This is a genomic window from Enterobacter sp. WCHEn090032 (assembly GCF_003986875.1).
Taxonomy (GTDB): domain Bacteria; phylum Pseudomonadota; class Gammaproteobacteria; order Enterobacterales; family Enterobacteriaceae; genus Enterobacter; species Enterobacter sichuanensis.
In genome coordinates, this window is record NZ_RXRN01000040.1 from 12724 (window position 1) to 38609 (window position 25886).

The following is a 25886-nucleotide window of genomic DNA, read 5'->3' on the forward strand; positions in this document are numbered from 1 at the left end:
TGATGAACGCCGTTCGCTGGTGTGCATTCGCCGCGTTGATGCTGGCGGCGCTCCCTCTTCGCGCCGCCTGTACCTGGCCTGCCTGGGAGCAGTTTAAAAAGGATTACATCAGCGAGGGCGGGCGCGTCATTGATCCCAGTGACTCGCGCAAAATTACGACTTCGGAAGGGCAAAGCTACGCCCTGTTCTTTGCCCTGGCGGCGAACGATCGCAACGCGTTTGACCAGCTGCTGAGATGGACGCGCGATAATCTTGCCAGCGGCAGTCTCGACGATCGTTTGCCGGCCTGGCTATGGGGTCAGAAAGACAAGGCGAGCTGGGCGGTGATTGATAACAATTCCGCCTCCGACGCCGATGTCTGGATCGCCTGGTCACTGCTCGAAGCAGGCCGGCTGTGGAAACAGCCGGACTATACCCGCACGGGTAAGGCGCTGCTTAAACGGATTGCCAGCGAGGAAGTGGTGAAGGTACCGGGGCTCGGCGCAATGCTGCTCCCGGGAAAAGTCGGTTTTGCCGATGAACACGCCTGGCGCTTTAACCCCAGCTATCTTCCTCCGCAGCTCGCGCGTTACTTCACCCGCTTTGGTGCGCCGTGGACTCAGCTTCGTGAAACCAATCTGCGCCTGCTGATGGAGAGTGCGCCGAAAGGGTTTGCGCCGGACTGGGTGCAGTATCAGAAAAACAGAGGCTGGCACCTGCAGCAGGATAAATCGCTGGTGGGCGGCTACGATGCCATCCGCGTTTATCTCTGGGTAGGGATGATGAGTGATAAAGATCCTCAGAAAGCCCGGCTGCTGACGCGCTTCCAGCCAATGGCGGCCATGACGACCAGACAGGGTCTCCCGCCGGAGAAAGTGGATGTCGCGAGTGGAAAACCGACGGGAAATGGCCCGGTGGGGTTCTCCGCCGCCATGCTGCCTTTTTTACAACAGCGTGATGCCCAGGCGGTTCAACGCCAGCGCGTGGCAGACCATTTTCCCGATAACAACGCCTATTACAGCTATGTACTGACTCTCTTTGGACAAGGATGGGATCAGCATCGTTTTCGCTTCACCGCTAAAGGTGAATTAATACCGGATTGGGGCCAGGAATGCGCAAGTTCACAGTAAATCTACTCAGTTTATCGCTTGGCCTGGCGCTGATGCCGTGGGCCCAGGCCGCCAACTCCCCGCAGCAGCAACAGCTGCTGGAGCAGGTTCGGCTGGGCGAATCGACACAGCGTGAGGATTTGGTGCGTCAGTCGCTCTATCGTCTTGAGCTAATCGACCCGAACAACCCTGACGTGATTGCCGCGCGCTTTCGCTACCTGCTGCGTCAGGGCGATAACGCCGGTGCGCAAAAAGAGCTGGATCGTCTGAAAGGGATCGCGCCGGGCTCCAGTGCGTATCAGTCCTCTCGCAACACCATGCTGCTGTCCACCCCGGATGGCCGTCAGCAGTTACAGCAGGCGCGATTACTCGCCACAACGGGACATACGCAGGAGGCCATTGCCGCCTATGACAAGCTGTTCGACGGCAACCCACCGGGTGGCGACGTGGCGACAGAGTACTGGAATGTGGTGGCGAAAGATCCCGCCCGCCGCAATGCGGCCATTAACCAGCTGAAGAAAATTAACAGCAGCAGTCCGGGTAATACCCAGCTGCAGTCCACGCTGGCTCAACTGCTGTTCCAGACCGGACATCGTGATGAAGGCTTTGCGGTGCTGCAGGAGATGGCCCGTTCCACCAATGGGCGCAGCCAGGCGTCGGATATGTGGTATGAGCAGATCAAAGACCAGCCTGTCAGCAGCGCCAGCGTCACTGCGCTGCAAAAATACCTGAGCGTGTTCAGTGAAGGCGAGAGCGTAACGGCAGCGCGTTCACAGCTTGAAGCGCAGCAGAAACAGCTCGCCGATCCGACTTTCCGTGCGAAAGCACAAGGCCTGGCGGCGGTGGATGCCGGGCAGGGGGGTAAGGCGGTAGCGGATCTGCAAAAGGCGGTCAGCGCAAACCATGCCGACAGTGAAGCCGTTGGCGCATTGGGCCAGGCATACTCACAGAAAGGCGATCGCGCTCGCGCGGTGGCCCAGTTTGAAAAGGCGATCGCCCTCGACCCGCAGAGTGATAACCGCGGCAAATGGGACAGCCTGTTGAAGGTTAACCGTTACTGGCTGCTGATCCAGCAGGGCGATGCGGCGCTGAAGGCGAATAACCCGGCGCAGGCGGAACGCTACTATCAGCAGGCGCGCAATATCGACAATACCGACAGTTATGCGGTGCTGGGGCTGGGAGATGCCGCGGCGGCGCGTAAAGATAACGCTGCAGCAGAGCGCTATTATCGCCAGGCGCTGCGTATGGACAGCGGCAACAGCAATGCGGTTCGTGGGCTGGCCAATATCTACCGCGCGCAGTCGCCGGAGAAGGCGTCGCAATTTATCCAGTCGCTCTCCGCCAGCCAGCGTCGCAGCATTGATGATATTGAGCGCAGCCTGACCAACGAGCAGCTCTCCGCCGAGGCAGAACAGCTGGAGAACCAGGGGAAATACGCGCAGGCTGCCGATATTCAGCGCCGTCGTCTGGCGCTCTCTCCGGGCGACGTGTGGATAACCTACCGTTTGTCCCGCGATCTCTACAGCGCCGGCCAGCGCAGCCAGGCGGATACCCTGATGCGTCAGCTTGCCCGCCAGAAACCCACCGATCCGGATCAGGTTTATGCCAACGGGCTCTATCTTTCCGGAAACGATCAGGACCGGGCCGCGCTGGCGCATCTGGACACGCTGCCGCGTAGCCAGTGGAACGGCAATATCCAGGAGCTTGCCGACCGTCTGCAAAGCAATCAGGTGCTGGAAACCGCCAACCGCCTGCGCGACAGCGGCAAAGAGCAGGAGGCGGAAAACCTTCTTCGCCAGCAGCCAGCCTCCACCCGCATCGATCTCACGCTGGCGGACTGGGCACAGCAGCGTGGCGATCTGGACTCGGCGAAAACGACCTACAACGCCGTCCTGCAGCGTGAGCCGCAGAACGAAGACGCGATCCTCGGTCTGACCGAAATTTACAGCGCGCAAGGTAACAAGGATGCCGCCCGCGAGGAACTGGCGAAGCTGCCCGCTGCGCAACATGGCCAGCCGCTGTCGCTCAATATGCAGCGCCGGATCGCGATGGCGCAGGCGGGTCTGGGTGACGCCGCAGCTGCAGAACAGACCTTCAACAAAATCATTCCGCAGGCTAAATCACAGCCAGCGTCGATGGAAAACGCGCTGGTGCTGCGTGATGCGGCACGTTTTCAGGCGCAAAACGGCCAGCCTCAGCAGGCGCTGGAGACCTATAAAGATGCCATGGTCTCCTCTGGCATCACCACCACCCGTCCGGCGGATAATGACAGCTTTACGCGCCTGACGCGTAACGATGAAAAAGATGACTGGCTGAAGCGCGGCGTGCGTAGCGATGCCGGCGATTTGTACCGTCAGCAGGATGTTAACGTCACGCTGCAGCATGATTACTGGGGCTCCAGCGGCACGGGGGGCTACTCCGACCTGAAAGCACATACCACCATGCTGCAGGTTGATGCCCCGCTCTCGGACGGACGGATGTTCTTCCGCAGCGATCTGGTCAATATGGATGCCGGTTCGTTTGCTACCCGTAACGGCACCTACGATCCCAAGTGGGGGACCTGTGCCGAAACGCCGTGTAGCGGCAATACGCATCAGTCAGACAATGGCGCGAGCGTTGCCGTCGGCTGGCAGAACAAAACCTGGGCGTGGGATATCGGTACTACGCCGATGGGCTTCGAGGTGGTCGATGTGGTCGGCGGGGTAAGCTACAGCAGCGACCTGGGTCCCGTGGGCTACACCGTTAACGCCCATCGTCGGCCGATCTCCAGCTCTCTGCTGGCCTTCGCCGGGCAAAAAGATACCAACACCGGCACTACCTGGGGCGGCGTGCGCGCCACCGGCGGTGGGGTGAGTATAAGCTACGACAAAGGCGAGGCGAACGGCATCTGGTCAAGCCTGAATGCGGAGACGCTGACGGGTAAAAATGTGGAGGATAACTGGCGCGTGCGCTGGATGACCGGTTATTACTACAAGCTCATTAATAAAAACAATGAGCGGCTTACCGTCGGTGTCTCTAACATGCTGTGGCACTACGACAAAGATCTGAGTGGCTATACTCTGGGCCAGGGCGGTTATTACAGCCCGCAGGAGTATGTCTCCTTCGCCCTGCCGGTGACCTGGCGTAAACGCACGGAGAACTGGTCCTGGGAGCTTGGGGGATCCGTCTCCTGGTCGCACTCCAAAACCAATGACGAGCTGCGCTACCCGGACCAGAGTCTTATTCCAACCGATGAACCTGGCCGCTATACCGACCGGGGGGCGATGGAAACCGGCAGCAGCTCTTCAGGCACCGGTTATACCGCGCGGGCCATTATTGAACGTCGGGTGACCTCCAACTGGTTTGTTGGCCTGGGCGTGGATATTCAGGAAGCAAAAGACTATACCCCAAGCCATGCGCTGCTGTACGTACGCTACTCTGCCGCAGGCTGGCAGGGTGATATGGACTTACCGCCGCAGCCGCTCATTCCTTACGCGGACTGGTAATCGGATTTTACTTAATCCATTTGTAAGTCTCTCTTAAAAGTGCAGCAATCGGGTATACTCAGGCGCGCCAGGTTTACACCCTGGTGCGCCCTGCGCTTCGAGTTCTGTGGAGAGTCATTTTGCGTGTCAGCCGTTCCTTAACGATCAAACAGATGGCGATGGTGTCTGCCGTCACAATGCTGTTTGTACTGCTATTTTGCGTAATTTTGCTGTTTCATTCCGTGCAGCAGAATCGCTATAACACGGCTTCGCAATTAGAAAGTATTGCCCGCTCGGTGCGCGGCCCGCTCTCAGCCTCGATCCTGAAAGGCGATATTCCCGAAGCGGAAACCATTTTAAAACGCATCCAGCCTGCAGGCGTAGTCAGCCGCGCAGACGTGGTGCTGCCTAACCAGTTCCAGGCGCTGCGGATGAGCTTTATCCCTGAGCGTCCTGTCCCGATGATGGTGATGCGCCTGTTTGAACTGCCGGTACAAATCTCGCTCCCCATTTACTCGCTTGAGCGTCCTGCTAACCCGCAGCCGCTAGCCTATCTCGTCCTGCAGGCGGACTCGTACCGCATGTATAAATTCGTCATGAGCTGGTTTGTCACGTTAGTGACCACTTGCTTACTTATGACGCTGATCCTCAGCGTGGCGCTGACCTGGTGCATTAACCGGCTGATCGTGCATCCGCTGCGGCGTATCGCCCGGGAGCTGAACACCCTTTCCCCACAGGACCAGATGGGCCATCAGCTTGAGCTGCCGCGCCTTCATCATGACGATGAGATCGGCATGCTGGTGCGTAGCTACAACCTTAACCAGCAGCGCATCCAGCGTCAGCAGGATGAGCTGAACAGTAGCGCCACCCGCTTCCCGGTGTCGGAGCTCCCCAATAAAGCGTTTCTGATGGCAATGCTGGAGCAGACCGTCGCTCGCCAGCAGACTACGGCGTTGATGGTCATCGCCTGTGAAACCCTGCAGGACACGGCGGGCGTGCTCAAGGAGAGCCAGCGCGAGATGCTGCTGCTTACCCTGGTGGAAAAGGTGAAATCTGTGCTTGCGCCGCGCATGGTGCTGACCCAGGTGAGCGGGTATGACCTGGTGGTGATTGCAAACGGGGTGAAAGAGCCGTGGCATGCGATCACATTAGGTCAGCAAGTACTCACTGTCATTAATGAGCGGCTCCCCATTCAGGGTATCCAGCTTCGTCCGAGCGCCAGCATCGGAATTGCCATGTACTATGGCGATCTGACCGCGGAACAGCTTTATCGCCGCGCCTTCTCGGCGGCGTTCACCGCCCGTCGCAAAGGCAAAAATCAGATCCAGTTCTTCGACCCGGAGCAGATGGAAAAGGCGCAGCAGCGCCTGACGGAAGAGAGCGATATTCTGACCGCGCTGGATAACCGCCAGTTTGCCCTCTGGCTCCAGCCGCAGGTGGATTTGCACACGGGAGACGTGAAAAGCGCCGAGGCGCTATTGCGTATGAAACAGCCGGATGGCTCATGGGAGTTACCGGAAGGACTGATTGAGCGCATTGAATCCTGCGGTCTGATGGTAACTATCGGATACTGGGTGCTGGAAGAGACCTGCCGTCAGCTTGCCGCCTGGCAGGAGCGCGGCGTGACATTGCCGCTGTCGGTCAATTTGTCCGCCCTGCAGCTGAAGCATCCGACCATGGTTTCAGAGATGCTGGAGCTTATCCACCGTTACCGCATCAAACCGGATACCCTGACCCTGGAAGTGACAGAGAGTCGGCATATAGACGACCCCAATGAGGCCGTCGCCATTCTGAAGCCGCTGCGTCATGCCGGCATTCGCATTGCGCTGGATGATTTTGGCATGGGTTACGCCGGGCTGCGTCAGCTTCAGCACATGAAAACCCTGCCGGTGGATGTGCTGAAAATTGACAAAGCGTTTGTCGACGGTCTGCCGGGCGACAGCAGCATGGTGCAGGCGATTATCCATATGGCGCGCAGTCTCAACCTGCATCTGATTGCGGAGGGGATTGAAACCGAAGCGCAACGCAGCTGGCTGGCTGAGGCGGGCGTGGAGAGTGGACAGGGCTTCCTTTTTGCCCCAGCGGTTCCCGCGGATGTCTTTGAAGAACGTTACCTTTCTGGCGCTGGCCATCACGCAAAAGTGTAATTTTGTTGCTGGCTTGTGCGAGCCAGCTCAAAGTTCTTAACATTTGTGTTTCAAATTTGAACTGAGTTTATTTCTGTCCTGTTATGTGGGTGTTATTTTAAAGCCGCAGGTTAACCATAACCTTACAAAGCCTGTGGTTTTTCTTCCCAAGGACACCTTATGAAAACCTCACTCTTCAAAAGTCTTTATTTCCAGGTCCTGACAGCCATCGCCATCGGTATTCTGCTGGGTCACTATTACCCTGAACTGGGCGCACAAATGAAACCGCTTGGCGACGCGTTCGTTAAGCTCATCAAAATGGTCATCGCCCCGGTGATCTTCTGTACGGTCGTGACGGGCATCGCGGGCATGGAAAGCATGAAGGCGGTTGGCCGTACCGGTGCCGTAGCGCTGCTCTATTTTGAAGTGGTCAGTACGCTGGCGCTGATTATTGGTCTGATCATCGTCAACGTGGTGCAGCCAGGCGCGGGTATGAACGTCGACCCGTCGACGCTGGATGCGAAAGCCGTCGCGGTTTACGCCGAGCAGGCGAAGGATCAGGGTGTGGTCGCCTTCCTGCTGGACGTCATTCCTGGCAGCGTAATTGGCGCGTTTGCCAGCGGTAATATCCTGCAGGTCCTGCTCTTCGCCGTGCTGTTTGGTTTTGCTCTCCACCGTCTGGGCAGCAAAGGCCAGCTCATCTTTAACGTCATTGAAAGTTTCTCGCAGGTGATCTTCGGCATCATCAATATGATCATGCGCCTGGCGCCGATTGGGGCCTTCGGTGCGATGGCCTTCACCATCGGTAAGTACGGCGTCGGTACGCTGGTGCAGCTCGGGCAGCTGATTATCTGCTTCTATATCACCTGTATCCTTTTCGTGGTGGTGGTCCTGGGCTCCATCGCCCGTGCGACAGGTTTCAACATCTTCAAATTTATCCGTTACATCCGCGAAGAGCTGCTGATTGTTCTGGGGACCTCCTCTTCAGAATCGGCGCTGCCGCGTATGCTCGATAAGATGGAAAAACTGGGATGCCGTAAATCGGTGGTGGGGCTGGTGATCCCGACGGGTTACTCTTTCAACCTGGATGGCACCTCGATCTACCTGACGATGGCGGCGGTGTTTATCGCCCAGGCGACCAACAGCCATATGGATATTGTCCATCAGATTACCCTGCTGGTGGTGCTCCTGCTCTCTTCTAAAGGGGCGGCAGGTGTGACGGGCAGTGGCTTTATCGTGCTGGCGGCGACGATTTCCGCGGTGGGGCACCTGCCGGTGGCGGGTCTGGCGTTGATTCTCGGTATTGACCGCTTCATGTCAGAGGCGCGTGCCCTGACCAACCTGGTGGGTAACGGCGTGGCTACGGTGGTCGTGGCGAAATGGGTCAAAGAGCTGGATCACAAAAAGCTCGACGATACTCTGAACAATCGTTCATCTGACAGCAAAAATCCTGGTTTATCCTCTTAATCTTGTCACAAATGCCCGTATTCCCTTGTCGGGATGCGGGCTCCTGCGCATAATAACTGTTCGTACCTGTCATAATTCGACAAGATTTTTTTTGGGTATATTTCACTTCTGACCGTGACGTTTTGCCGAATGCGCGGTCTAATCGACGTGTTTTCATCGTCATCTTTAAGAGTGAGGCGCGTCGCGAGGCACTCTTTTTTAACCAGGAATGTTGATCAGGGGTTCACATGCAGGGCACAAAAATTCGACTCTTAACCGGCGGTTTGCTGATGATGGCAGCAGCCAGTTATGTGCAGGCAGATGCGCTCCAGCCAGACCCGGCCTGGCAACAAGGAACATTAGCGAACGGTTTTCAGTGGCAGGTGTTAGCCACGCCGCAGCGTCCCAGCGATCGTATTGAAATCCGTCTGTCCATTAATACCGGTTCCCTTACGGAAAGCACTCAGCAAACCGGTTTTAGCCATTTTATTCCCCGGCTGGCGCTCACTCAGAGCGGCAGCTTGCAGGCTGTTCAGGTGCGTTCGCTTTGGCAACAGGCCATCGATCCGAAACGCCCACTCCCACCGGCTGTTGTCTCGTATGACTACACCATGTTTAACCTGAGCCTGCCTAATAACCGTAACGATCTGCTTAAAGAAGCCCTCACTTATCTCTCCGATGCCTCTGGCAATCTGGCGATTACGCCGGACACCGTCAACTATGCGTTGAGCAACAGCGACATGGTGGCGACCTGGCCTGGTGATACCAAAGAGGGCTGGTGGCGTTACCGCCTGAAAGGTTCCGCATTATTGGGGCACGATCCGGCTGAACCGCTGAAACAGCCGGTAGACGTCGAACAGGTTAAATCGTTCTACCAGAAATGGTACACCCCGGACGCGATGACGCTGATCGTGGTGGGTAACGTGGACAGCCGCGCAGTGGTAGAGCAGATCAACAAAGCGTTTGGCGATTTGAAAGGCAAGCGTGAATCACCGGCCCCGGTGCCGACTCTCTCTCCGCTGCGTGCAGAGCCTGTCAGCATCATGACGGACACCGTGCGTCAGGACAGACTCTCCGTGATGTGGGATAACGCCTGGCAGCCAATCCGTGAGTCCGCGGCGCTGTTACGCTACTGGCGTGCCGATCTGGCCCGTGAAGCGCTGTTCTGGCATGTTCAGCAGACGCTCAGTAAGAACAACGTGAAGAATATCGGTCTTGGCTTTGACTGCCGCGTGCTGTTCCAGCGTGCGCAATGCGCCATTAACGTTGAATCACCGGGCGATAAGCTGAATGCAAATCTGGGTGTGGTCGCGAAAGAGCTGGCAAAAGTGCGTAAAGAGGGGCTTCCTGAAGAGGAGTTCAATGCTCTCGTGGCGCAGAAAAAACTGGAGCTGCAGAAGCTGTTTGCGACTTACGCTCGCGCCGATACCGACATTCTGATCAGCCAGCGTATTCGCTCTCTGCAGAACCAGGTGGTGGACATTGCGCCGGAACAGTACCAGAAGCTTCGTCAGGACTTCCTGAACGGTCTGACCGTCGAGATGCTCAATCAGGACCTCCGTCAGCAGCTGTCGCAGGATATGGCGTTGATCCTCCTGCAACCGAAAGGCGAGCCGGAATATGACATGAAGGAACTGCAGACAACCTGGGATTCCATTATGGCTACCGCGCCGCAGCCAGCGCAGGCCGCGACGGCGGATGATTTACACCCGGATGCGACGGATATTCCGCAGGGGCAGTAATCCCCTCACCCCGGCCCTCTCCCCAAAGGGGAGAGGGTGTTCATCGTTCCCTCTCCCCTTTGGGGAGAGAGTTAGGGTGAGGGGCAGGCATCGCCTCACGCGGAATAATCGCCCCGCGATACTGAATGACGGTGCTGGCCGTCAGGTGCCCACGCTGTGCTGCCGCTTCCGGCGTGCCGCCCGTCAGACGCACCGCCAGATAGCCCGCGCTGAATGAATCACCCGCCGCCGTGGTATCAATCACTTTCTCTCTGGCAAGCTTCACCGCCGGGACATCAACCACCGCTTCCCCCGCAATCGCCACCAGACATGACTCCGCGCCGCGCTTAATCACCACTTCACTTACGCCCGCCGCCTGTGTGCGTGCAATCACCTCATCAGCCGGTTTCTCACCCCACAGGGCGTCTTCATCGTCGAGGGTTAGGAACGCGATGTCGGTGCATTGCAGCATCTGCTGATAAACCTGCTGCGTCTCTTCGCGGCTGGCCCACAGGCGTGGACGGTAATTATTATCGAAAATCACCTTCCCGCCGTTGGCGCGGCACTCGCGCAGCAACGACAGTAGTTTTTCGCGGCTGGACGGGCTTAGAATAGCCAGGCTAATCCCGCTCAGATAGAGGTAGTCAAACGTCGCCAGCGTTTCGCAAAGGGCGGCGGCGTCGTCGCTCTCCAACCAGTATTTCGCCGCGGCTTCGTTACGCCAGTAGTAGAACGTACGTTCGCCGGTCTCGTCGGTCTCAATGTAATACAAACCCGGCAGGCGGTTTTCCATACGCTGGATCAGTGAGGTATCAATATGTTCACTCTGCCAGGCCTCCAGCATCTGCTGGCTGAAGCTGTCCGTCCCCAGGGCGGTAACGTAGTTCACGGTGAGCGCCTCAGGCGCAACCTGACGGGCAATATAAACGGCGGTGTTTAACGTATCGCCACCAAATCCGCGGCTGACGTCCGCGCCTTTTTGGGACAGCTCAATCATGCATTCGCCAATCACGGCAATTTTTTTAGACATAGTCGTGAACCTGAACAGAGTAATTTTCGCTAGTGTGCGCTGGGTGAATTAACAGGTCAACTATATTAAAACAACGTTCCATTATTTTATTTGAGCCAGCGCGTGTTCCTGCTCATTGCTGTCATCTTAATTTCATTTTCCGGGTTAATTGAACATAAAGTTCTCAATTGCCGCGCCGATAATCCTGTGACGAGTCCAGAAAGGCCATCCCAACAACAGGACATCTGAAATGAAGTCAGAGCAGGTTATCCAGCGGCTGAGCACTACGCCTGAGGCAAGTATTGAGAACTTGCAGGAGCATCGCTACTGGCTGCAATGTGAGCGCGCGTACACCTATCAGCCGATCTACCGAACGGATGGCCGACTGATGGCCATTGAAATATTGACCGTGGTGACGCATCCCTCAAACCCTACTCAGCGTATTGCACCGGATCGCTACTTTGCCGAAGTGGCCGTTCGCCAGCGTCTGGATGTGCTGGAAGAGCAGCTCCGTATGCTGGCGACGAAGCAGACCTTTTTCGAACAGCACGATATCCTCGCCTCGGTCAACGTTGATGGCCCGACTCTGCTGGCGCTGCGTCAGAATGCGAAATTGCAGGAGCTGATCGCTACCCTCCCGTGGATGCGCTTTGAGCTGGTGGAGCATGTCCGCCTGCCGCAGGACTCCTCGTTTGCGTCGATGTGTGAATTTGGCCCGCTGTGGCTGGATGATTTTGGCACCGGCATGGCGAACTTCTCCGCCCTGAGTGAAGTGCGCTACGACTACATTAAAGTGGCTCGCGATCTGTTTATTATGCTGCGCCAGACCCCGGAAGGGCGGAATCTGTTTACGCTGTTATTACAGCTGATGAACCGCTATTGCCAGGGCGTGATTGTTGAAGGTGTGGAAACCCTGGAAGAATGGCGTGATGTGCAAAACTCTCCCGCCGCGGCGGCACAAGGCTATTTCCTTTCTCGCCCGGTACCCATGGATCGCCTCGATAGCGTGATAACGACCCTCTGATAAGCCCGCTTCCCTTTGTCTGGACTATAGTTTTACAGGACAGGTCATCAGGAAAGGGGATAAAAATGACGAAAACAACCAGGGTAATCTCCTGGACCGCAGGGATTTTCTTGTTGTTGATTGTGGTCGTCGTCATCATTATTGCGACGTTTGACTGGAACCGCCTTAAGCCGACCATCAACCAGAAAGTCTCAACCGAGCTGAATCGCCCCTTCGCTATACGCGGTGATTTAGGGGTAGTGTGGGAGCGTCAGAAGGAGGAGCCCGGCTGGCGAAGCTGGATCCCCTGGCCACATGTCCACGCCGACGACATCATTCTCGGCAACCCGCCCGATATCCCGGAAGTGACCATGGTTCACCTCCCTCGCGTTGAAGCTACGCTGGCTCCGCTCGCGCTCTTCACCAAAACGGTCTATCTGCCGTGGATCAAGCTGCAGCAGCCCGATGCGCGCCTGATCCGTCTCTCCGAAAAAAACAACAACTGGACCTTTAACCTTGCCAGCGACGGCGAAAAAGATCCGCATGCCCGGCCCTCGTCCTGGTCATTCCGTCTCGACAATATTCTCTTCGATCGCGGACGGATCGCCATCGACGATAAAGTCAGCAAGGCGGATGTGGAGATCCTGGTCGATCCGCTCGGCAAGCCGCTGCCCTTTAGCGAGGTGACGGGCACGAAAGCTAAAGGCGACACCGCAAGCGTAGGGGATTACGTCTTTGGCCTGACGGCAAAAGGGCGCTACAACGGCCAGCCGCTGAGCGGAAAAGGGAAAATGGGCGGTATGCTGGCGCTCCGCAGTGAGGGTACGCCGTTCCCGGTACAGGCGGATTTCCGCTCCGGGAACACCCGTGTGGCGTTTGTGGGGACGGTCAACGACCCGATGAACATGGGCGGCGTCGATCTTCAGCTCAAATTTGCCGGTGATTCGCTGGGTGAGCTGTATGAACTGACCGGCGTACTGCTGCCGGATACCCCGCCGTTTGAAACGGACGGGCACCTGGTCGCCAAAATCGACAGCGAAAAGTCCTCTGTTTTTAACTACCGGGATTTTAACGGCCGCATCGGCGACAGCGACATCCACGGTTCGCTGACCTACACCACCGGGAAACCGCGCCCCAAACTGGAGGGGGATGTCGAGTCCCGTCAGCTGCGACTCGCCGACCTGGGACCGCTGATAGGCGTCGATTCCGGCAAAGGGACGAAGTCAAAAGAGGTGAAGAAAGATCTCCAGCCAGCCGGGAAAGTACTGCCCTATGACCGCTTTGAGACGGATAAGTGGGATGTGATGGACGCGGACGTGCGTTTCAAAGGCAGAAAAATTGAGCACGGCAGCACGCTGCCAATCAGCAATCTTTCGACCCATATCCTCCTTAAAAATGCCGACCTGCGCCTGCAGCCGCTGAAGTTTGGTATGGCGGGTGGGACCATCTCGTCGAACATTCACCTCGAAGGCGATAAAAAGCCGATGCAGGGGCGAGCCGATATTCAGGCCCGCAGGCTCAAGCTGAAAGAGCTGATGCCCGATGTGGAGCTGATGCAGAAAACCCTCGGTGAAATGAACGGCGATGCCGACATACGCGGCGTGGGGAACTCCGTGGCGGCGCTGCTGGGAAGCAGTAACGGTAACCTCAAGCTGCTGATGAACGACGGGCTGGTGAGCCGCAACCTGATGGAGATCCTCGGGCTGAACGTCGGGAACTATATCATCGGGCAAATCTTCGGTGACGATGAGGTGCGGGTGAACTGTGCGGCGGCCAACCTGGACCTGGTGAACGGTGTGGCGCGTCCGCAGATTTTTGCCTTTGACACGGAAAACGCGGTGATCAACGTGACCGGCACCGCCAGCATGGCCTCGGAGCAGCTTGATTTGACCATTGACCCGGAAAGTAAGGGTATCCGTATCATCACCTTGCGTTCGCCGCTGTATGTGCGCGGCACTTTCAAAAACCCGCAGGCGGGGGTGAAGCCCGGACCGCTGATTGCACGCGGCGCGGTGGCTGCAGCCCTCGCGACGCTGGTCACCCCAGCCGCAGCGCTGCTCGCGTTGATATCGCCGTCAGAGGGTGAGGCGAATCAGTGCCGGACCATTTTGTCGCAGATGAAGAAGTAAGGTGCGGCCTGTTTTTGCCGGGTGGCGGCTACGCCTTACCCGGCCTACAGGATTTTCTCCCTCTCCCTGTGGGAGAGGGCCGGGGTGAGGGCATCAGGCCGCAATGAGTTACAGCGCCTGATGCTTAGTCTCGTGCGTCAGCAGCAGCGCAATCAGCGTCAGCGCCGCCATGGCCGCCAGATAGACGCCCACATAGAACAGGCCATAATTCGCCTGCAGCCAGGTGGCGATATATGGCGCAACGGACGCGCCCAGAATAGACGAGACGTTATAGGAGAACGACGCGCCGGTATAACGCACTTCCGTCGGGAACAGCTCCGGCAGCAGCGCGCCCATCGGACCGAAGGTCAGCCCCATCAGGCTCAGGCCAATCAGCAGGTAGGCCATCACCAGCGCCGGACTACCTGAGCCCAGCAGCGGCGGGAAGACAAACAGGGCAAACAGAATAATGAGTGTGGTGATCGTAATCATGCTCGCACGGCGACCAAACTTATCCGCCAGCAGACCCGCAATCGGTACCATCACGCCAAACCCAATAACCGCCATCATCAGCATCCACAGCACTTCGTTACGCGGCAGCCCCAGCCCAACCGGCGCGGCGGCGGTACTGAAGGTCATGGAGTAAACCGTCATGATGTAGAACAGCGTGTAGGTGGCCAGCATGATAAACGTGCCCAGCACGGTCACGCGGACGTGTTTAGTCAGCAGTGTACCCAGCGGCACTTTCACCTGTTTTTTCGCCGCGGCGACTTTCGCGAACACCGGCGTTTCGTGCAGAGAGACGCGGACATACAGGCCAATCAGCACCAGTACGGCGGAGAATACAAACGGGATACGCCAGCCCCAGCTCATGAACTGTTCATCCGTCAGCAGCCAGGAAAGCAGCAGGAACGTCCCGTTCGCAAAGAAGAAGCCAATCGGTGCGCCAAGCTGCGGGAAGGAGCCATACAGCGCGCGTTTACGCGCCGGGGCGTTCTCGGTCGCCAGCAGCGCCGCGCCACCCCATTCACCGCCCAGGCCCAGACCCTGACCAAAACGCGCCAGCGCCAGCAGGACCGGCGCCAGAATGCCGATGGTCTCATAGGTCGGCAGCAGGCCGATGGCGACAGTGGAGATCCCCATCGTCAGCAGCGAGGCCACCAGCGTCACTTTACGTCCAATGCGATCGCCAAAGTGTCCAAACAGCGCCGAACCGATCGGACGCGCCACAAACGCGATGGCAAAGGTCGCCAGAGACTGTAGCGTGGCCGCCGTCGGGTCTCCCTGCGGGAAGAAAATATGCGGAAAGACGATAACCGCGGCGGTCGCGTAAATATAGAAGTCGAAGAACTCAATGGCGGTGCCAATCAGCGAGGCGACGACGACTTTATTGCGCGAGTTTACCGGAACGTTTTCCGTTCCTGAGTCGAGTGTGGTGGCTGTTGCTTGCATAATATTTTCTTATTTTTGTCGAACGAAAGGCCATATTACGCACAGCAAAAGCGACATTTCAATCTGTAACAAAACCGCGGACTGGTGATAAAAGCAACAAAAAGCGGATAATTTTCAGACCAGCCAAATCACGTCTATGAAATGCTTCACAGATTTTAAATATCAGTCAATAACACTGGTTTTTGGTTAAATAAAAGTTACGGTCTGGATTTATATGCTGAAATGATGAATCGGGCTGAAATTTCAGCCCGGAAGAAGGGTTAGCGGTGCGTTTTTCCCGGCATCCGCGGGTCATCTTTATACTCGGCGGTGGCAATCCACGCTGCGCAGAACAAGGTCAGACGGGCGAAGAAATAGAAGAATGCCATCAGGCCCAGCACCGAGCCAAACGCCGCGCCAGACGGGGATTTCACCAGCGATGGAAGGGTGTACGTCATCACGATTTTGATGACTTCAAAGCCGATCGCCGCAATCAACGTGCCGCGGATCAGCGCCTTCTTACGCGGGCGATGGCGCGGCAAACGCCAGAAGATCCAGAAGAACAGCAGGTAGTTGGCGAAGATGGAGATGGCCAGCCCAATGCCACGCCAGGCGGGTTTCAGCCATTCGATATAATCAAGATAGAGCGCGGAGATAATCATCTGCTGCGCTGAGCCCGCCACCGAGGTTATGGAGAGCGTCACGATGAGGGCGACCAGCAGGCCAATCAGCGAAACAAAGTCGCGGAGATACTTCACCCAAATCTTCTCCTGATCCTGCGGCTTACGCTCCCAGACATCGCGCGACTGAGCGCGAATGGCCTCGCGCAGGTTGCCCATCCAGTTAACGCCGGAGTAAAGGGCGATCAGCAAACCGACGATGCCGACCGTAGTACGCTGCTGAACAGCGGTATTGATGGTGCTTTTAAGCGTGCTGGCCAGGGTCGGGTCACTGACGTTATTCAGGATTTTCGTGAAGATATCCTGCAGCAGCGTCGGGTGTGAGGCGAGCACAAACCCGGCTGCGGCAAACGACACCATCAGGATCGGAATCATCGACAGGAAGGAAAAATAGGTGATGGCGGCACCAAACTGGTTCCCCATGCGGTCATTAAAGCGCTCGGTTGCGCGTATCAGATGCGCCACCATGGGAAACTGCTGGATTCTTGCGGCGATGCCGGTGACGGTTCCCAGCGCCTTGCTGACGGTGCCAGGTGCTTTGGCCTCTTCTGGCCCGGTTTCCATCTTCCTGATGGGATCATACTCTAATTGTTGGGTGGGTCGTTGCGGGTTGTTTTCCGGCGTCACGCGTCTTTTCCTTTTCGTTTGGCTGGATGTTATTGAATTATAGCTTGCGACTAATCCACGTAAGCTTTTGTGAGTTCAGTAAGCCACTCCATAAACAGATGTACACGGCGGGAGAGGTTGCGGCGGTGGGGATAAATCAGGGAGACCGGCATCGGCTCTGCCCGGTACTGCGGGAGGATCTCGATAAGCTTCTTTGCCCGCAGAGAATCACGCACCCCGACGCGCGGCACCTGAATAATCCCCAGCCCGGCCAGACAGGCCGCCTGGTAGGTTTCTGTACTGTTAACGGTTAATACCCCGCCCGTTTTAATCCACTGGGTGGTACTGCCGTTATAAAACTCAAAGCCCTGCGGGCGGGTTCCCAGCATCGCAGCGTAGTGAATCACCGCATGGGAGCCTAAATCATCCAGCGTTTCCGGATAGCCGAAACGCGCCAGATAATCCGGGCTGGCGCAGTTAATCACCGACAGCTTGCCCAGCGGACGGGCGATCAGCCCCGAATCCTTCAGCGTGCCGACGCGTACCACGCAGTCAAACCCTTCACGGATCACATCCACCAGACGATCGCTGCTGCTGAGCTCCAGTTCGATACCCGGGTACTGCTGCAGAAATGTCGGCAGTTTAGGGATGACTAAATTTCGTGCAACGCCGACCGGCATATCCACGCGCAGCCGTCCGCTGATGGTGGAGGAATCGTGCTGAAACATACCGTCCAGTTCATCGAGGTTCGCCAGCAGATCTTTTGCCCGTTCGTAATAGACCATGCCGTCCTGCGTCAGGCTGACGCGGCGAGTGGTGCGGTGCAAAAGCTGGGTGCCAAGCCGGTTTTCCAGGGCCTGAATTTGTCGTGAAACGCTGCCTTTCGGCAGCGTTAACGTTTCTGCCGCGCGGGAAAAACTCTCCAGCTCCGCGACGCGAACAAACAACTGCATTGCGTGAATTTTATCCATAGATGCCGCTCATTGTTGTTGCAGATGAAACAGTGAAGCGCTCTTTGCTGTCTTTATTGATCTTCTATCACCTAATAAGCTCTTTCTCAATCTCCCTAACAGCCAAAACGAGGTTTATGATGACTGAACGTATCGCATTAGTGACCGGTGGTAGCCGCGGTCTGGGTAAAAACGCCGCCCTGAAGCTGGCGGCAGACGGAACAGGAATTATCCTGACTTACCATCATAATCAGCAGGACGCACTGGATGTTGTGCGCGAAATTCAGGAAAAAGGGGTCAACGCGGCGGCATTGCAGCTCAACGTCGGGGATATCGCCAGTTTCGATGCTTTTGCCCTGCAGTTACAGGAAATCCTTAAGTCCGTCTGGCAGCGTGAACGTTTTGATTATTTATTGAACAATGCCGGAACGGGTTTATTCACGCCGTATGCCGAGACGACGGAGGCCCAGTTCGATGAGGCGTTGAGTATTCACTTTAAAGGACCGTTTTTCCTGACCCAGCGTCTTCTGCCCTTGCTGAACGATGGCGGGCGGATCCTCAACGTCTCCAGCGGGCTGGCTCGTTTTACTCAGCCAGGGGCCGGAACCTATGCGGCGATGAAAGGGGCGATGGAAGTGCTCACCCGCTATCAGGCGAAAGAGTTGGGGGCGCGGGGGATCTCCGTCAATATCATTGCGCCAGGGGCGATCGAGACGGATTTTGGTGGCGGAAGTGTGCGCGACAACGCCCAGCTGAATCAGACGCTGGCTTCGCAAACGGCGCTGGGCCGGGTTGGCCTGCCCGATGATATTGGCGATGCCATTGCGGCGCTGCTGAGCGATAAACTGGGCTGGATGAATGCACAACGTATTGAAGTGTCTGGCGGGATGTTCCTGTAATACGCTGCCTTAAGGGGACGGACCCCCTTAAGGAAATCCTTAAGTAAAGTGTGTCAGGATACGGCAGATATAAATACCCCTGGCGATTTTGTAACCGCTCCGTTCATTGAGTTTTTTCTCAAATCCCCCCTCTGTAGAATCCCCCTTCGCTATTCTCAGAGGGAGAAAAACGATGCGAGTAATCATGTTTGACAGGCAGTCACTATTTATTCATGGAGCGATACACAGTCTGCGGACGTTAATTCCGGAAATAAATATCACTGGAACCTGTCAGGCAGAAGATTTATGGGCGCAGATGTCCGCGTCGCCGTCTGCTATTGTCCTGATTGACGGTAATTTAATTCAGGATGAGGGATGTGGTGTGCTGGATGACATCCTGCATCGCTTGCCGACGATACGCGTGATCATGGTTCTGGCGAAAAAAGAGGCCAGATGGGTTGAACAATTGCGCCAGCGAAACATCATGGCCATTATTCCCCGCACTGCCAGCCCCGAGCGCTTTTCTGCCGTACTGGACTCGGTGTCCAGAGGGATGGTCTGCTTTCCCGGAGAGTGGGTCAGAAAGCCGTCGTCGCCACAGGCGTTACTGGCATTAAGTGAACGCCAGCGCGAAGTGCTGAAACTGCTGGCGGCGGGGGAGTCAAACAAAGAGATTGGGCGCAACCTCAACATCAGTGCGGCCACGGTAAAAGCGCATCTGGAGGCGCTTTTCCGGCGGCTGGACGTTAAAAACAGAACTCAGGCTGCGATGTATTACACCCGGGCGACGGCCTGAAAAATCGCTTCCGGCAGCGAAGGTATCTCTCCGAAGCTGAACATCATCATCACCAGCGTGTCATGCTGCTGTTGGGTTAATGGACGTGTCACATTTTCCCGCAGCAGCGCCTCGCACAAGCGAATGTCCTCGTGAAGCAGCGCGTCGGCCTCCAGCGGAGTGACAGGACCGTGAAACTGCTCCCGATCGCGGATAACGTGGCCGTAGCCGATAACCCATAATCCGTGTTCGTCACGATATTTCTCCAGAGAAAGCCCCTGATGCTTTTTTATTAATTCAATGGCGGCAGAAGATATTTCCAGCGTAAGACCGTTCATATTCGTTTCCTCTCAAGAGGCGACACTGTAGAGGAAACGATTTACGATAAATATCCGCCAAATGGCTGTTGATCAGGAATTGTTGTTCAGATATTCCTGCCGTAATAAACCAAATATCCAGTCATTCTGCCAGCGCCCCGCCAGGTAATAGCTCTCGCGTAATTCGCCTTCGAGGCGAAACCGGGCTTTTTCCAGCAGACGTCTTGAGGCGACATTCCCGGCGGTAACGGTGGCGGTGAGTCGGCGTATGCCGCCTTCTTCAAAGGCATAGTGGCAGAGCGCCTGTAGGGATTCGAAGCCGTAGCCTTTTCCCTGCGCCTCGGGTGCGAAAAGAAAACCGACTTCTGCGCAATCCTCCTCCCGATGAATATAGCCGGTGACGCCCAGCGGAACCCGGCTGAGGGCATCACGGACGACGAGACACAGCCAGTGCGCGCTGCCCGGCGTCCAGGGCGTCAGGCGGGCCTCAAACGCGGCGCGGATGTCCGCGACGGGGCGGTCTTCCGCCACAAAGCGCATAACGTCGGGATGTTGCTGTAACGCCAGAAAAAAGGACCAGTCCTGTTCCTGCAATGGCGAACAGTGAAGGCGAGGGGTAATTAAAACCGGCATTCAGATTCTCCTGACATTTTTAAATGATTTTAGGGTTGTCACTTTATTTAAACAGAAAGTCAGGTATGGTTAACCTCGAATAAATAAAAAGAAAAACGGCCTTCACGTGCCCATTCGGATGTCTTCGTTGTCACTTAAGGAAAATAATGACTCTCAGCACATCACATCATATTCGCGAACAGTTCGAACACTGTCTGGCAGTCATTCGCCATGCGTCGGTGGAAATTTTGCTTCTTCTGAATGTACATGCTTCGGAGGGTAAAGATCCACGCTGGTTTCTGGAGCAGCTCGACAGCGCGCGCTTAGCCCAGGGCGGCTGGGGTGCCGTGGCGAAGAAGCTCAACCTGAATGATGCCGAGATGTCGGAATTTACCCTCCAGCTGCGCCTGTTACAGCAGCGGGTGCCGCAGTATGAAAGCGGACAGGATGTGAGTGAAAACCAGCTGATTGCGGCGATGCGGTTTGTGACCGCGCTGGAACATCTCCGCCTGCAGCAGCCGCTGTTGACCTACAGCACGGAGCTGGCACCGGGCAGCGAACTTCAGCAGCAGCAGGCGCAAAAACAGGTGCGTGCGATGGAGCTGATGTTAAAAGGGCTTATTCAGCAGGCCTGGCCCGATCCGGTGCGCCTCAACAACCATCTCAAGACGCTGTTTAACGCTGACCGCGTCAGACGCTGGCTGAAACTGGGTGAGATCAACGATGTCCTGAGCGGCATGATGTTCAGTGAACTGGCGCAGATGCTGGTGGATAAAAAAGAGTTCAGCCGCTACTACGCCTCACTGTTTAACGATCCCGCCATGCTTACGCTTCTGGTGGAGCCGCGAAAAACCCTACAAACTTTCCTCGACGACATTCGGCAAATCCGCAACCATCTTACCGTACAGAAAGCGTTAAGTTCGGCGCAAATTCAGCTGCTGGATAGCTACTACACGCAGATCTCGCGGCCGGTTCAGCGGGCGTTTGAGGAGGGGAGAACCCGCGTCAATCCGGCCGGATTCATGGCGGTGGATGCCAGCGAATTACATACGTTCTGGGAAAAGGCACAGAAAATGGATCGAGTCACGGGCGGGGATCTGTTTGAAGTCCGAGACACCATTGAAAAGCCGACGCAGCGCGCGCCGCGTACCCCGGAACAACGCGAACAGCTCATTTCCGGTGTGTTATGGGGGGCGGTTGGCGTCATGGTGATTGCTATTGTGGCGGGGGGCTTCTGGCTGGTGACCAGCAGTAAACCGCAGCCTGCTGTCGCCAAAGCCGCAGAAGCGGCACCGCCACAGGAAATGCGCGAGACCCCTTCCTCGCGTGAAACACTCACGCGGATGGGCGTCACCTGGGACGAGAATAATTTCCGTTCGGCCATCAACCGCAACGATACCCGCGTGGCGCAGCTCTTTTTGCAGGGCGGAATGGACTGGAAGCTCTCCTGGACCGAAGAGGCGATGTCGGCAGGTTATGACGACGTGCTGGAGGTGATGTTGCGCTACCGGCAGAACATGGTGGAAGAGAAGCCGTGTCGTCGCTTTATTAACACGCTCAGCCATGCCATGGCGAACGGCGAGTCGCTGACTTCCGTAAGGAAAGAGTACCTGAAAGCGTTCTGCACCGTGCCTGCGGTGGTGAAACGCCAGCAGCACGATCTCGACATGGCGACGCGCCGGGCCCAGTCGCAGCCGGATGCCAGCAACAAAAAATGGCAGTCCATCCAGACGGCCATTTATGAGGTGATTCGCTGATTTCTACTCCCTCTCCCTGTGGGCTGAGGAATCCCCAGTAATTTTTACCTGAAGCGATGAACGTTGCTTCAGCAAAATTAATGACTTACAGCGCTGCCCTGGTCATGCTGTTACAGAGTAGCAAGGAACATTAAGTGAACGGAATAACCTCTACAGCCGTATGTTCCCCCTCACCCCAGCCCTCTCCCTCAAGGGAGAGGGGGTTGTCTGTGCAGGCATTATTTTGTGGGGATTCCTCAGCCCTGTGGGAGAGGGCCAGGGTGAGGGCATCAGACCGCACCCTTACCCTCCTCAAGGCTCCCCATACAACCCAATCAGCCGGCGCACCACGCCATTAGTCCAGCCGAAGCCATCCTGCAGCGGATACTCACCCCCGCCCCCTTCACGCGGGGTACTGCTGGCGATGTGGTACTTCTCAATAAGCTTATGATGGGTCTTATAAAAATGGTTCACCGTATGCAGCCAGCTCCAGGCGATTTCATCCCCCAGGGAGTCGTTGCCATACTGCTTGAACCCCTGAATGGCCATCCACTGCAGCGGCGCCCAGCCGTTGGGTTTATCCCACTGTTCGCCGGTTTCGTACTCGGTCGCCAGAATCCCCCCCGGCGTGAGCAGACGCGCTTTAACCGCATCAGACAGGCGTTCAGCCTGCTCATGGGTCGCCATACCGACATACAGCGGCACAATGCTTGCGGCGGAAAACAGCGCCATCACTTCGCGTCGCCAGTCATAATCCCGGTAGCAGCCGTTCTCTTCATCCCACAGATAGCGGTTCACCGCGGCCCGGCGATCGCTGGCTTTCTGGCGGAACAGGTCGGCCGTCTCTTTATCCCCTTTCGATGCCGAGATATTGGCGATCGCGCTCTCCAGCTTGAACAGGAAGGCGTTCAAATCGATGGGGATAAACTGCGTTGTGCGGATACTGGCAAGCCGACCCGGCTCGCGCAGCCAGCGGGACGAGTAGTCCCAGCCGGAGGCCGCACCCGCACGCAGGTCGCGATACACTTCATTCGGTGGACGTCCGGAGTGACGGGCGGTTTCCACGTCCTCAATCCAGGATTCGTCGCGCGGGGTGTCACGGTCATCCCAGTAGCGGTTCAGCAACGAGCCATCCGGCATGCGCACGGCGCTGCGGTAAGCCTGGTTAAGCAGCAGTGACTCCGCCCCGTCCATCCAGAAGGCGTGCTCCATTTTCAGGTGTTCAAGGTAACGTTTCGCACCGCGCACGCCATCCTCCTCAAACAGCTCCACCATCAGGGCAAAGACCGGCGGCTGAGAACGGCTGAGGTAATAGGTACGGTTGCCGTTAGGGATATGGCCGTAGCGCTCAATCAGCCACGCGAAGTTATCCGCCATACACTTCAGCAGATCGTTGCGCCCGCTCTCCGCCAGACCCAGCATCGAGAAGTAGGAATCCCAGTAGTAGGTCTCGCTGAATCGTCCGCCGGGCACGATATAGGCCTGCGGCAGGGCCAGCAGGGAGGACCAGGGAATATGGTCCTGCGGCTCGCGCGTCAACACCGGCCACAGATTATCAATGTGCTCTTTCAGGGACAGACCCGGGTCGGAAACATATTCTGAGTCGAACGTTTCCGGCATCCAGAAGTGGTTCTCCACGAACTGGCGCAGGTCAAAATCCCGGTGGCGTCTGACCTTGCGATAGCGGATCAGGATATCCAGCGGGTCCATCTTCGGCGCGCAGTCGGGGAAGGTTTTGCTGTCCGCAAACAGCCGTGACGACTGCACGTGTTCAAACAGTTCAAGATAGCGGTCTGCGGGCGTCAGCGCATCCGACGCGGGCAGCCCTTCAATCATTTCCGGTTCCGGCTCCGCCTCGATCATCTCATCCAGTTTTAACTCGCAGGGATCGGTCTCGTAGCGCAGCTCTTCTGCAATCTCGAACGCGATGTTTTCGGTAGCCTGTAGTTTCTGGTTGAACATGGTGATAAGGACCTCCGGTTGTATGTTCTGAAAGACAGGTTTTTCCGGGCGTCCTATAAGCGTAGACATTCGCTTCGGTAGAGGGGGAGGAATATGTGCGGTAGATCACTATTTTCGGAGCATTCGTTTTGCAACAAATGATGTCATCAAGCCCGAACAGAGCGTCGTCCGGGCCTCTTCCGGCGCTCAGTACAGATAATTCCGTTTTGCCAGATCCACCAGTTCCGCCAGACGGGTCATGTTGAATTTTGCCATGATGCGCTGCTTATACGCGCTGACCTTTTTATTATTCATATTCAGAAGCGAGGCGATAATCTGGTTACTGTAGCCCGCAGAAATATAGCGCAAAATACAGATATCAATATGGGACAAGGATAATAACAGCGACGCATCCCGGGGATAACGGGCGTGATGTTGCCACAACTCCGAACCGTAGCAATATCCTCCGGTGGTGATTGTGTTGACGGTGTTAATAATTTTATCCAGAGAACTGTTTTTATTGATATAGCCTGCCGCACCGGCCCGTCGGCTCAACTGAATATGAAAATCGCTCGACGACGACGACAAAATAAGAACCTTAATAGCAGGGTAGGTTTTTCTTATTTGTACCAGATGAGAGAACACCTCAGGGCTTTGTTGCAGATGCTCCATAATAATCAGGTCAGCATGTAACTCTGGCAACGCGCTGTGCATTGCCTCAATCGTGAGGAATTGTGCCGCAGTCTGATAACCGTGTTCTGCTAATAAACCCTGGATGCCTGTTCGGAGCAAGGAACTGACGTCCAGGAGAATGACTTTTTTATCTGACATTCCTGATTGTCCTGATGGGGTGACAAAAATGTCATTTTCCCCGTGCGCAAAAAAAAGGTGGCTAAGACTTGTCTTTATCTTTGCCATTATTTTCTGACCTCCTGGCACCAACAGGTTACCGCGCCTCTTCCCCCCTTTTCCCCCCACCTCTGAGACATATAAGACCGGTTTGCGACAGGTCTTATTAAGACAACGCTTGCCAGCCGGGAAGATAGCTTCAGCCAGGGAAAGTATCCCGTATGGAAGTGCGTCTGGCGCATTGCGCGGACACAGATCGATTATTTACACGAGAATTTAAATATGACTCTCAAGCCAGTAAATATTGCAGTCGTTGATAAAGAGACGATTGTCAAAGCTGACGTTCTGCGCAGTGAAAAGGTTGGCAGTGCTGTCAAAATTAAGGCCATCCCGCATGCAAAATACATTCTTGCTGAAGGGGAAAATGGCGTCGCGCCAGAAAACATTACGCTGAAACGCGTAGGCAAAGACCTGTTCGTCATGCTGGAAGGCACCGACGAGGATCAGCCGCAGCTGATCATTGAAGGCTATTTCGATAACCCGGGCGAGCTGGTGGGGAAAGGCGAAGACGGTCAATGGCATGAGTACATTGCCACTGACGGCGATGACGACCACAAAGCCGCTTTCCTGCTGGACGGCGAATCCTCCGCTCAGGCGCTGGGCGCGGGCGCGATTGCGAGCCTGGACGGTTTGGCCGTTGCGGGCACTGCGTTTTCTCCTGCTCTGCTGGCGCTGGGTGCGTTAGCGGGGCTGGGAGCGCTGGTGGGGATCGGCGCCATTATTGACCATAACCGTAACGGTGGTAATGGCAGTAAAAACAAACCTTCTGTCACGACCCCTGAACTGACCGACGTACACGATGATTACGGCAGCAAAACCGGCTCGATCCCACAAAACGGCGTGACCGATGACGCCACGCCAACCTTTAGTGGCAAAGGCAAACCGGGCGATATCGTTGAGTTCTGGGAAAACAACGTCAAGCTCGGCGAAACCCGCGTGGGCGCTGACGGCAAATGGACCTGGACGCCTGAAACCCCGCTGGCGCACGGCGACCACAGCATTGTGCTGATCGGTAAAGGCCCGGATGGCCGCACCAGCGCGCCGAGCGACCCGTTTGATTTCACCGTGGATCTGGAAGCGCCCGCA

Annotated in this window: 19 protein-coding genes; 11 read left to right on the forward strand and 8 right to left on the reverse strand. The window is 56.4% G+C overall.

Going from position 1 to position 25886, the window contains the following annotated elements; all coding sequences use genetic code 11:
- Positions 1 to 2: 2 nt before the first annotated feature.
- The 5 genes from bcsZ (at position 3) to EKN83_RS22025 (ending at position 9866) form a co-directional block, all read left to right on the forward strand.
- Entirely contained in the window at positions 3 to 1109 is a 1107-nt protein-coding gene (gene bcsZ / locus EKN83_RS22005) for a cellulose synthase complex periplasmic endoglucanase BcsZ (RefSeq protein WP_126801707.1), read from the forward strand.
- A complete protein-coding gene (gene bcsC, locus EKN83_RS22010; RefSeq protein WP_126801701.1) occupies positions 1091 to 4573 on the forward strand; it encodes a cellulose synthase complex outer membrane protein BcsC in 3483 nt (1160 codons plus the stop codon). The genes bcsZ and bcsC overlap by 19 nt, the downstream gene beginning before the upstream one ends.
- A gap of 119 nt (positions 4574 to 4692) precedes the next feature.
- Complete coding sequence (gene hmsP / locus EKN83_RS22015) at positions 4693 to 6699, forward strand: biofilm formation regulator HmsP (protein ID WP_025759449.1); 2007 nt, start codon at positions 4693 to 4695, stop codon at positions 6697 to 6699.
- Between the two features lie 159 nt (positions 6700 to 6858).
- Complete coding sequence (locus EKN83_RS22020) at positions 6859 to 8145, forward strand: dicarboxylate/amino acid:cation symporter (protein ID WP_025759448.1); 1287 nt, start codon at positions 6859 to 6861, stop codon at positions 8143 to 8145.
- A gap of 227 nt (positions 8146 to 8372) precedes the next feature.
- Complete coding sequence (locus tag EKN83_RS22025; protein ID WP_045286577.1) at positions 8373 to 9866, forward strand: M16 family metallopeptidase; 1494 nt, start codon at positions 8373 to 8375, stop codon at positions 9864 to 9866.
- A gap of 40 nt (positions 9867 to 9906) precedes the next feature.
- Here EKN83_RS22025 and EKN83_RS22030 read toward each other — a convergent pair whose 3' ends face one another.
- Positions 9907 to 10875: a sugar kinase gene (locus tag EKN83_RS22030; RefSeq protein WP_126801702.1), complete on the reverse strand. Its 969-nt coding sequence runs from the start codon at positions 10873 to 10875 to the stop codon at positions 9907 to 9909.
- 229 nt (positions 10876 to 11104) lie between these two features.
- Here EKN83_RS22030 and pdeH point away from each other — a divergent pair, with 229 nt between their 5' ends.
- Both pdeH and EKN83_RS22040 read left to right on the forward strand, forming a co-directional pair.
- Positions 11105 to 11878 carry a cyclic-guanylate-specific phosphodiesterase gene (gene pdeH / locus EKN83_RS22035; RefSeq protein WP_025759444.1) on the forward strand — a complete coding sequence of 258 codons (774 nt, stop codon included), beginning with the start codon at positions 11105 to 11107 and terminating at the stop codon, positions 11876 to 11878.
- 65 nt (positions 11879 to 11943) lie between these two features.
- Positions 11944 to 13986, forward strand: coding sequence for an AsmA family protein (locus EKN83_RS22040; protein ID WP_088244410.1), 2043 nt, complete (start codon positions 11944 to 11946; stop codon positions 13984 to 13986).
- A gap of 108 nt (positions 13987 to 14094) precedes the next feature.
- Here EKN83_RS22040 and EKN83_RS22045 read toward each other — a convergent pair whose 3' ends face one another.
- The 3 genes from EKN83_RS22045 to EKN83_RS22055 all read right to left on the reverse strand — a co-directional run bounded on the left by EKN83_RS22045 (position 14095) and on the right by EKN83_RS22055 (position 17653).
- Positions 14095 to 15417: an MFS transporter gene (locus EKN83_RS22045; protein ID WP_045286580.1), complete on the reverse strand. Its 1323-nt coding sequence runs from the start codon at positions 15415 to 15417 to the stop codon at positions 14095 to 14097.
- A 260-nt stretch (positions 15418 to 15677) separates the two neighbouring features.
- Positions 15678 to 16703 (reverse strand): inner membrane protein YhjD, encoded by a 1026-nt coding sequence (gene yhjD / locus EKN83_RS22050; RefSeq protein WP_025759440.1) that lies wholly within the window; start codon positions 16701 to 16703, stop codon positions 15678 to 15680.
- A 50-nt stretch (positions 16704 to 16753) separates the two neighbouring features.
- Positions 16754 to 17653 carry a LysR family transcriptional regulator gene (locus EKN83_RS22055; protein ID WP_126801703.1) on the reverse strand — a complete coding sequence of 300 codons (900 nt, stop codon included), beginning with the start codon at positions 17651 to 17653 and terminating at the stop codon, positions 16754 to 16756.
- Between the two features lie 119 nt (positions 17654 to 17772).
- Here EKN83_RS22055 and EKN83_RS22060 point away from each other — a divergent pair, with 119 nt between their 5' ends.
- Positions 17773 to 18531 carry an SDR family NAD(P)-dependent oxidoreductase gene (locus EKN83_RS22060; protein WP_025759437.1) on the forward strand — a complete coding sequence of 253 codons (759 nt, stop codon included), beginning with the start codon at positions 17773 to 17775 and terminating at the stop codon, positions 18529 to 18531.
- Between the two features lie 172 nt (positions 18532 to 18703).
- Positions 18704 to 19306: a helix-turn-helix transcriptional regulator gene (locus EKN83_RS22065; RefSeq protein ID WP_025759436.1), complete on the forward strand. Its 603-nt coding sequence runs from the start codon at positions 18704 to 18706 to the stop codon at positions 19304 to 19306.
- On the opposite strand, the gene EKN83_RS22070 is transcribed toward EKN83_RS22065, so the two are convergent.
- Positions 19285 to 19623, reverse strand: coding sequence for a lysozyme (locus EKN83_RS22070; RefSeq protein ID WP_045286581.1), 339 nt, complete (start codon positions 19621 to 19623; stop codon positions 19285 to 19287). The two genes, EKN83_RS22065 and EKN83_RS22070, sit on opposite strands and share 22 nt — an antisense overlap.
- A gap of 72 nt (positions 19624 to 19695) precedes the next feature.
- Positions 19696 to 20235 (reverse strand): GNAT family N-acetyltransferase, encoded by a 540-nt coding sequence (locus tag EKN83_RS22075; protein ID WP_126801704.1) that lies wholly within the window; start codon positions 20233 to 20235, stop codon positions 19696 to 19698.
- A 146-nt stretch (positions 20236 to 20381) separates the two neighbouring features.
- Between EKN83_RS22075 and EKN83_RS22080 the strand changes: the two genes are divergently transcribed.
- The gene (locus EKN83_RS22080) at positions 20382 to 21971 is read left to right on the forward strand and encodes an STY4199 family HEPN domain-containing protein (RefSeq protein WP_126801705.1); all 1590 of its coding nucleotides are present in this window, start codon (positions 20382 to 20384) and stop codon (positions 21969 to 21971) included.
- A 291-nt stretch (positions 21972 to 22262) separates the two neighbouring features.
- On the opposite strand, the gene EKN83_RS22085 is transcribed toward EKN83_RS22080, so the two are convergent.
- Both EKN83_RS22085 and EKN83_RS22090 read right to left on the reverse strand, forming a co-directional pair.
- Positions 22263 to 23912, reverse strand: a complete 1650-nt coding sequence (locus EKN83_RS22085; RefSeq protein ID WP_045286584.1) for an alpha,alpha-trehalase — start codon at positions 23910 to 23912, stop codon at positions 22263 to 22265.
- Positions 23913 to 24098: 186 nt separating this feature from the next.
- Positions 24099 to 24809 carry a response regulator transcription factor gene (locus EKN83_RS22090; RefSeq protein WP_259567412.1) on the reverse strand — a complete coding sequence of 237 codons (711 nt, stop codon included), beginning with the start codon at positions 24807 to 24809 and terminating at the stop codon, positions 24099 to 24101.
- Between the two features lie 213 nt (positions 24810 to 25022).
- Between EKN83_RS22090 and EKN83_RS22095 the strand changes: the two genes are divergently transcribed.
- Positions 25023 to 25886, forward strand: an 864-nt coding sequence (locus EKN83_RS22095; protein ID WP_260591347.1) for an Ig-like domain-containing protein, incomplete at its 3' end; no start/stop codon positions are given.

What these genes read in the sequence shown, in the direction of transcription:
- EKN83_RS22080 (WP_126801705.1), top strand. Translation starts at nt 20,382, where the DNA reads ATGACTCTCAGCACATCACATCATATTCGCGAACAGTTCGAACACTGT.
- EKN83_RS22055 (WP_126801703.1), bottom strand. Translation starts at nt 17,653, where the DNA reads ATGGATAAAATTCACGCAATGCAGTTGTTTGTTCGCGTCGCGGAGCTG.
- EKN83_RS22030 (WP_126801702.1), bottom strand. Translation starts at nt 10,875, where the DNA reads ATGTCTAAAAAAATTGCCGTGATTGGCGAATGCATGATTGAGCTGTCC.
- pdeH (WP_025759444.1), top strand. Translation starts at nt 11,105, where the DNA reads ATGAAGTCAGAGCAGGTTATCCAGCGGCTGAGCACTACGCCTGAGGCA.
- EKN83_RS22020 (WP_025759448.1), top strand. Translation starts at nt 6,859, where the DNA reads ATGAAAACCTCACTCTTCAAAAGTCTTTATTTCCAGGTCCTGACAGCC.
- EKN83_RS22060 (WP_025759437.1), top strand. Translation starts at nt 17,773, where the DNA reads ATGACTGAACGTATCGCATTAGTGACCGGTGGTAGCCGCGGTCTGGGT.
- EKN83_RS22045 (WP_045286580.1), bottom strand. Translation starts at nt 15,417, where the DNA reads ATGCAAGCAACAGCCACCACACTCGACTCAGGAACGGAAAACGTTCCG.
- EKN83_RS22065 (WP_025759436.1), top strand. Translation starts at nt 18,704, where the DNA reads ATGCGAGTAATCATGTTTGACAGGCAGTCACTATTTATTCATGGAGCG.
- EKN83_RS22070 (WP_045286581.1), bottom strand. Translation starts at nt 19,623, where the DNA reads ATGAACGGTCTTACGCTGGAAATATCTTCTGCCGCCATTGAATTAATA.
- EKN83_RS22075 (WP_126801704.1), bottom strand. Translation starts at nt 20,235, where the DNA reads ATGCCGGTTTTAATTACCCCTCGCCTTCACTGTTCGCCATTGCAGGAA.
- EKN83_RS22025 (WP_045286577.1), top strand. Translation starts at nt 8,373, where the DNA reads ATGCAGGGCACAAAAATTCGACTCTTAACCGGCGGTTTGCTGATGATG.
- EKN83_RS22085 (WP_045286584.1), bottom strand. Translation starts at nt 23,912, where the DNA reads ATGTTCAACCAGAAACTACAGGCTACCGAAAACATCGCGTTCGAGATT.
- EKN83_RS22040 (WP_088244410.1), top strand. Translation starts at nt 11,944, where the DNA reads ATGACGAAAACAACCAGGGTAATCTCCTGGACCGCAGGGATTTTCTTG.
- EKN83_RS22090 (WP_259567412.1), bottom strand. Translation starts at nt 24,809, where the DNA reads ATGGCAAAGATAAAGACAAGTCTTAGCCACCTTTTTTTTGCGCACGGG.
- bcsC (WP_126801701.1), top strand. Translation starts at nt 1,091, where the DNA reads ATGCGCAAGTTCACAGTAAATCTACTCAGTTTATCGCTTGGCCTGGCG.
- bcsZ (WP_126801707.1), top strand. Translation starts at nt 3, where the DNA reads ATGAACGCCGTTCGCTGGTGTGCATTCGCCGCGTTGATGCTGGCGGCG.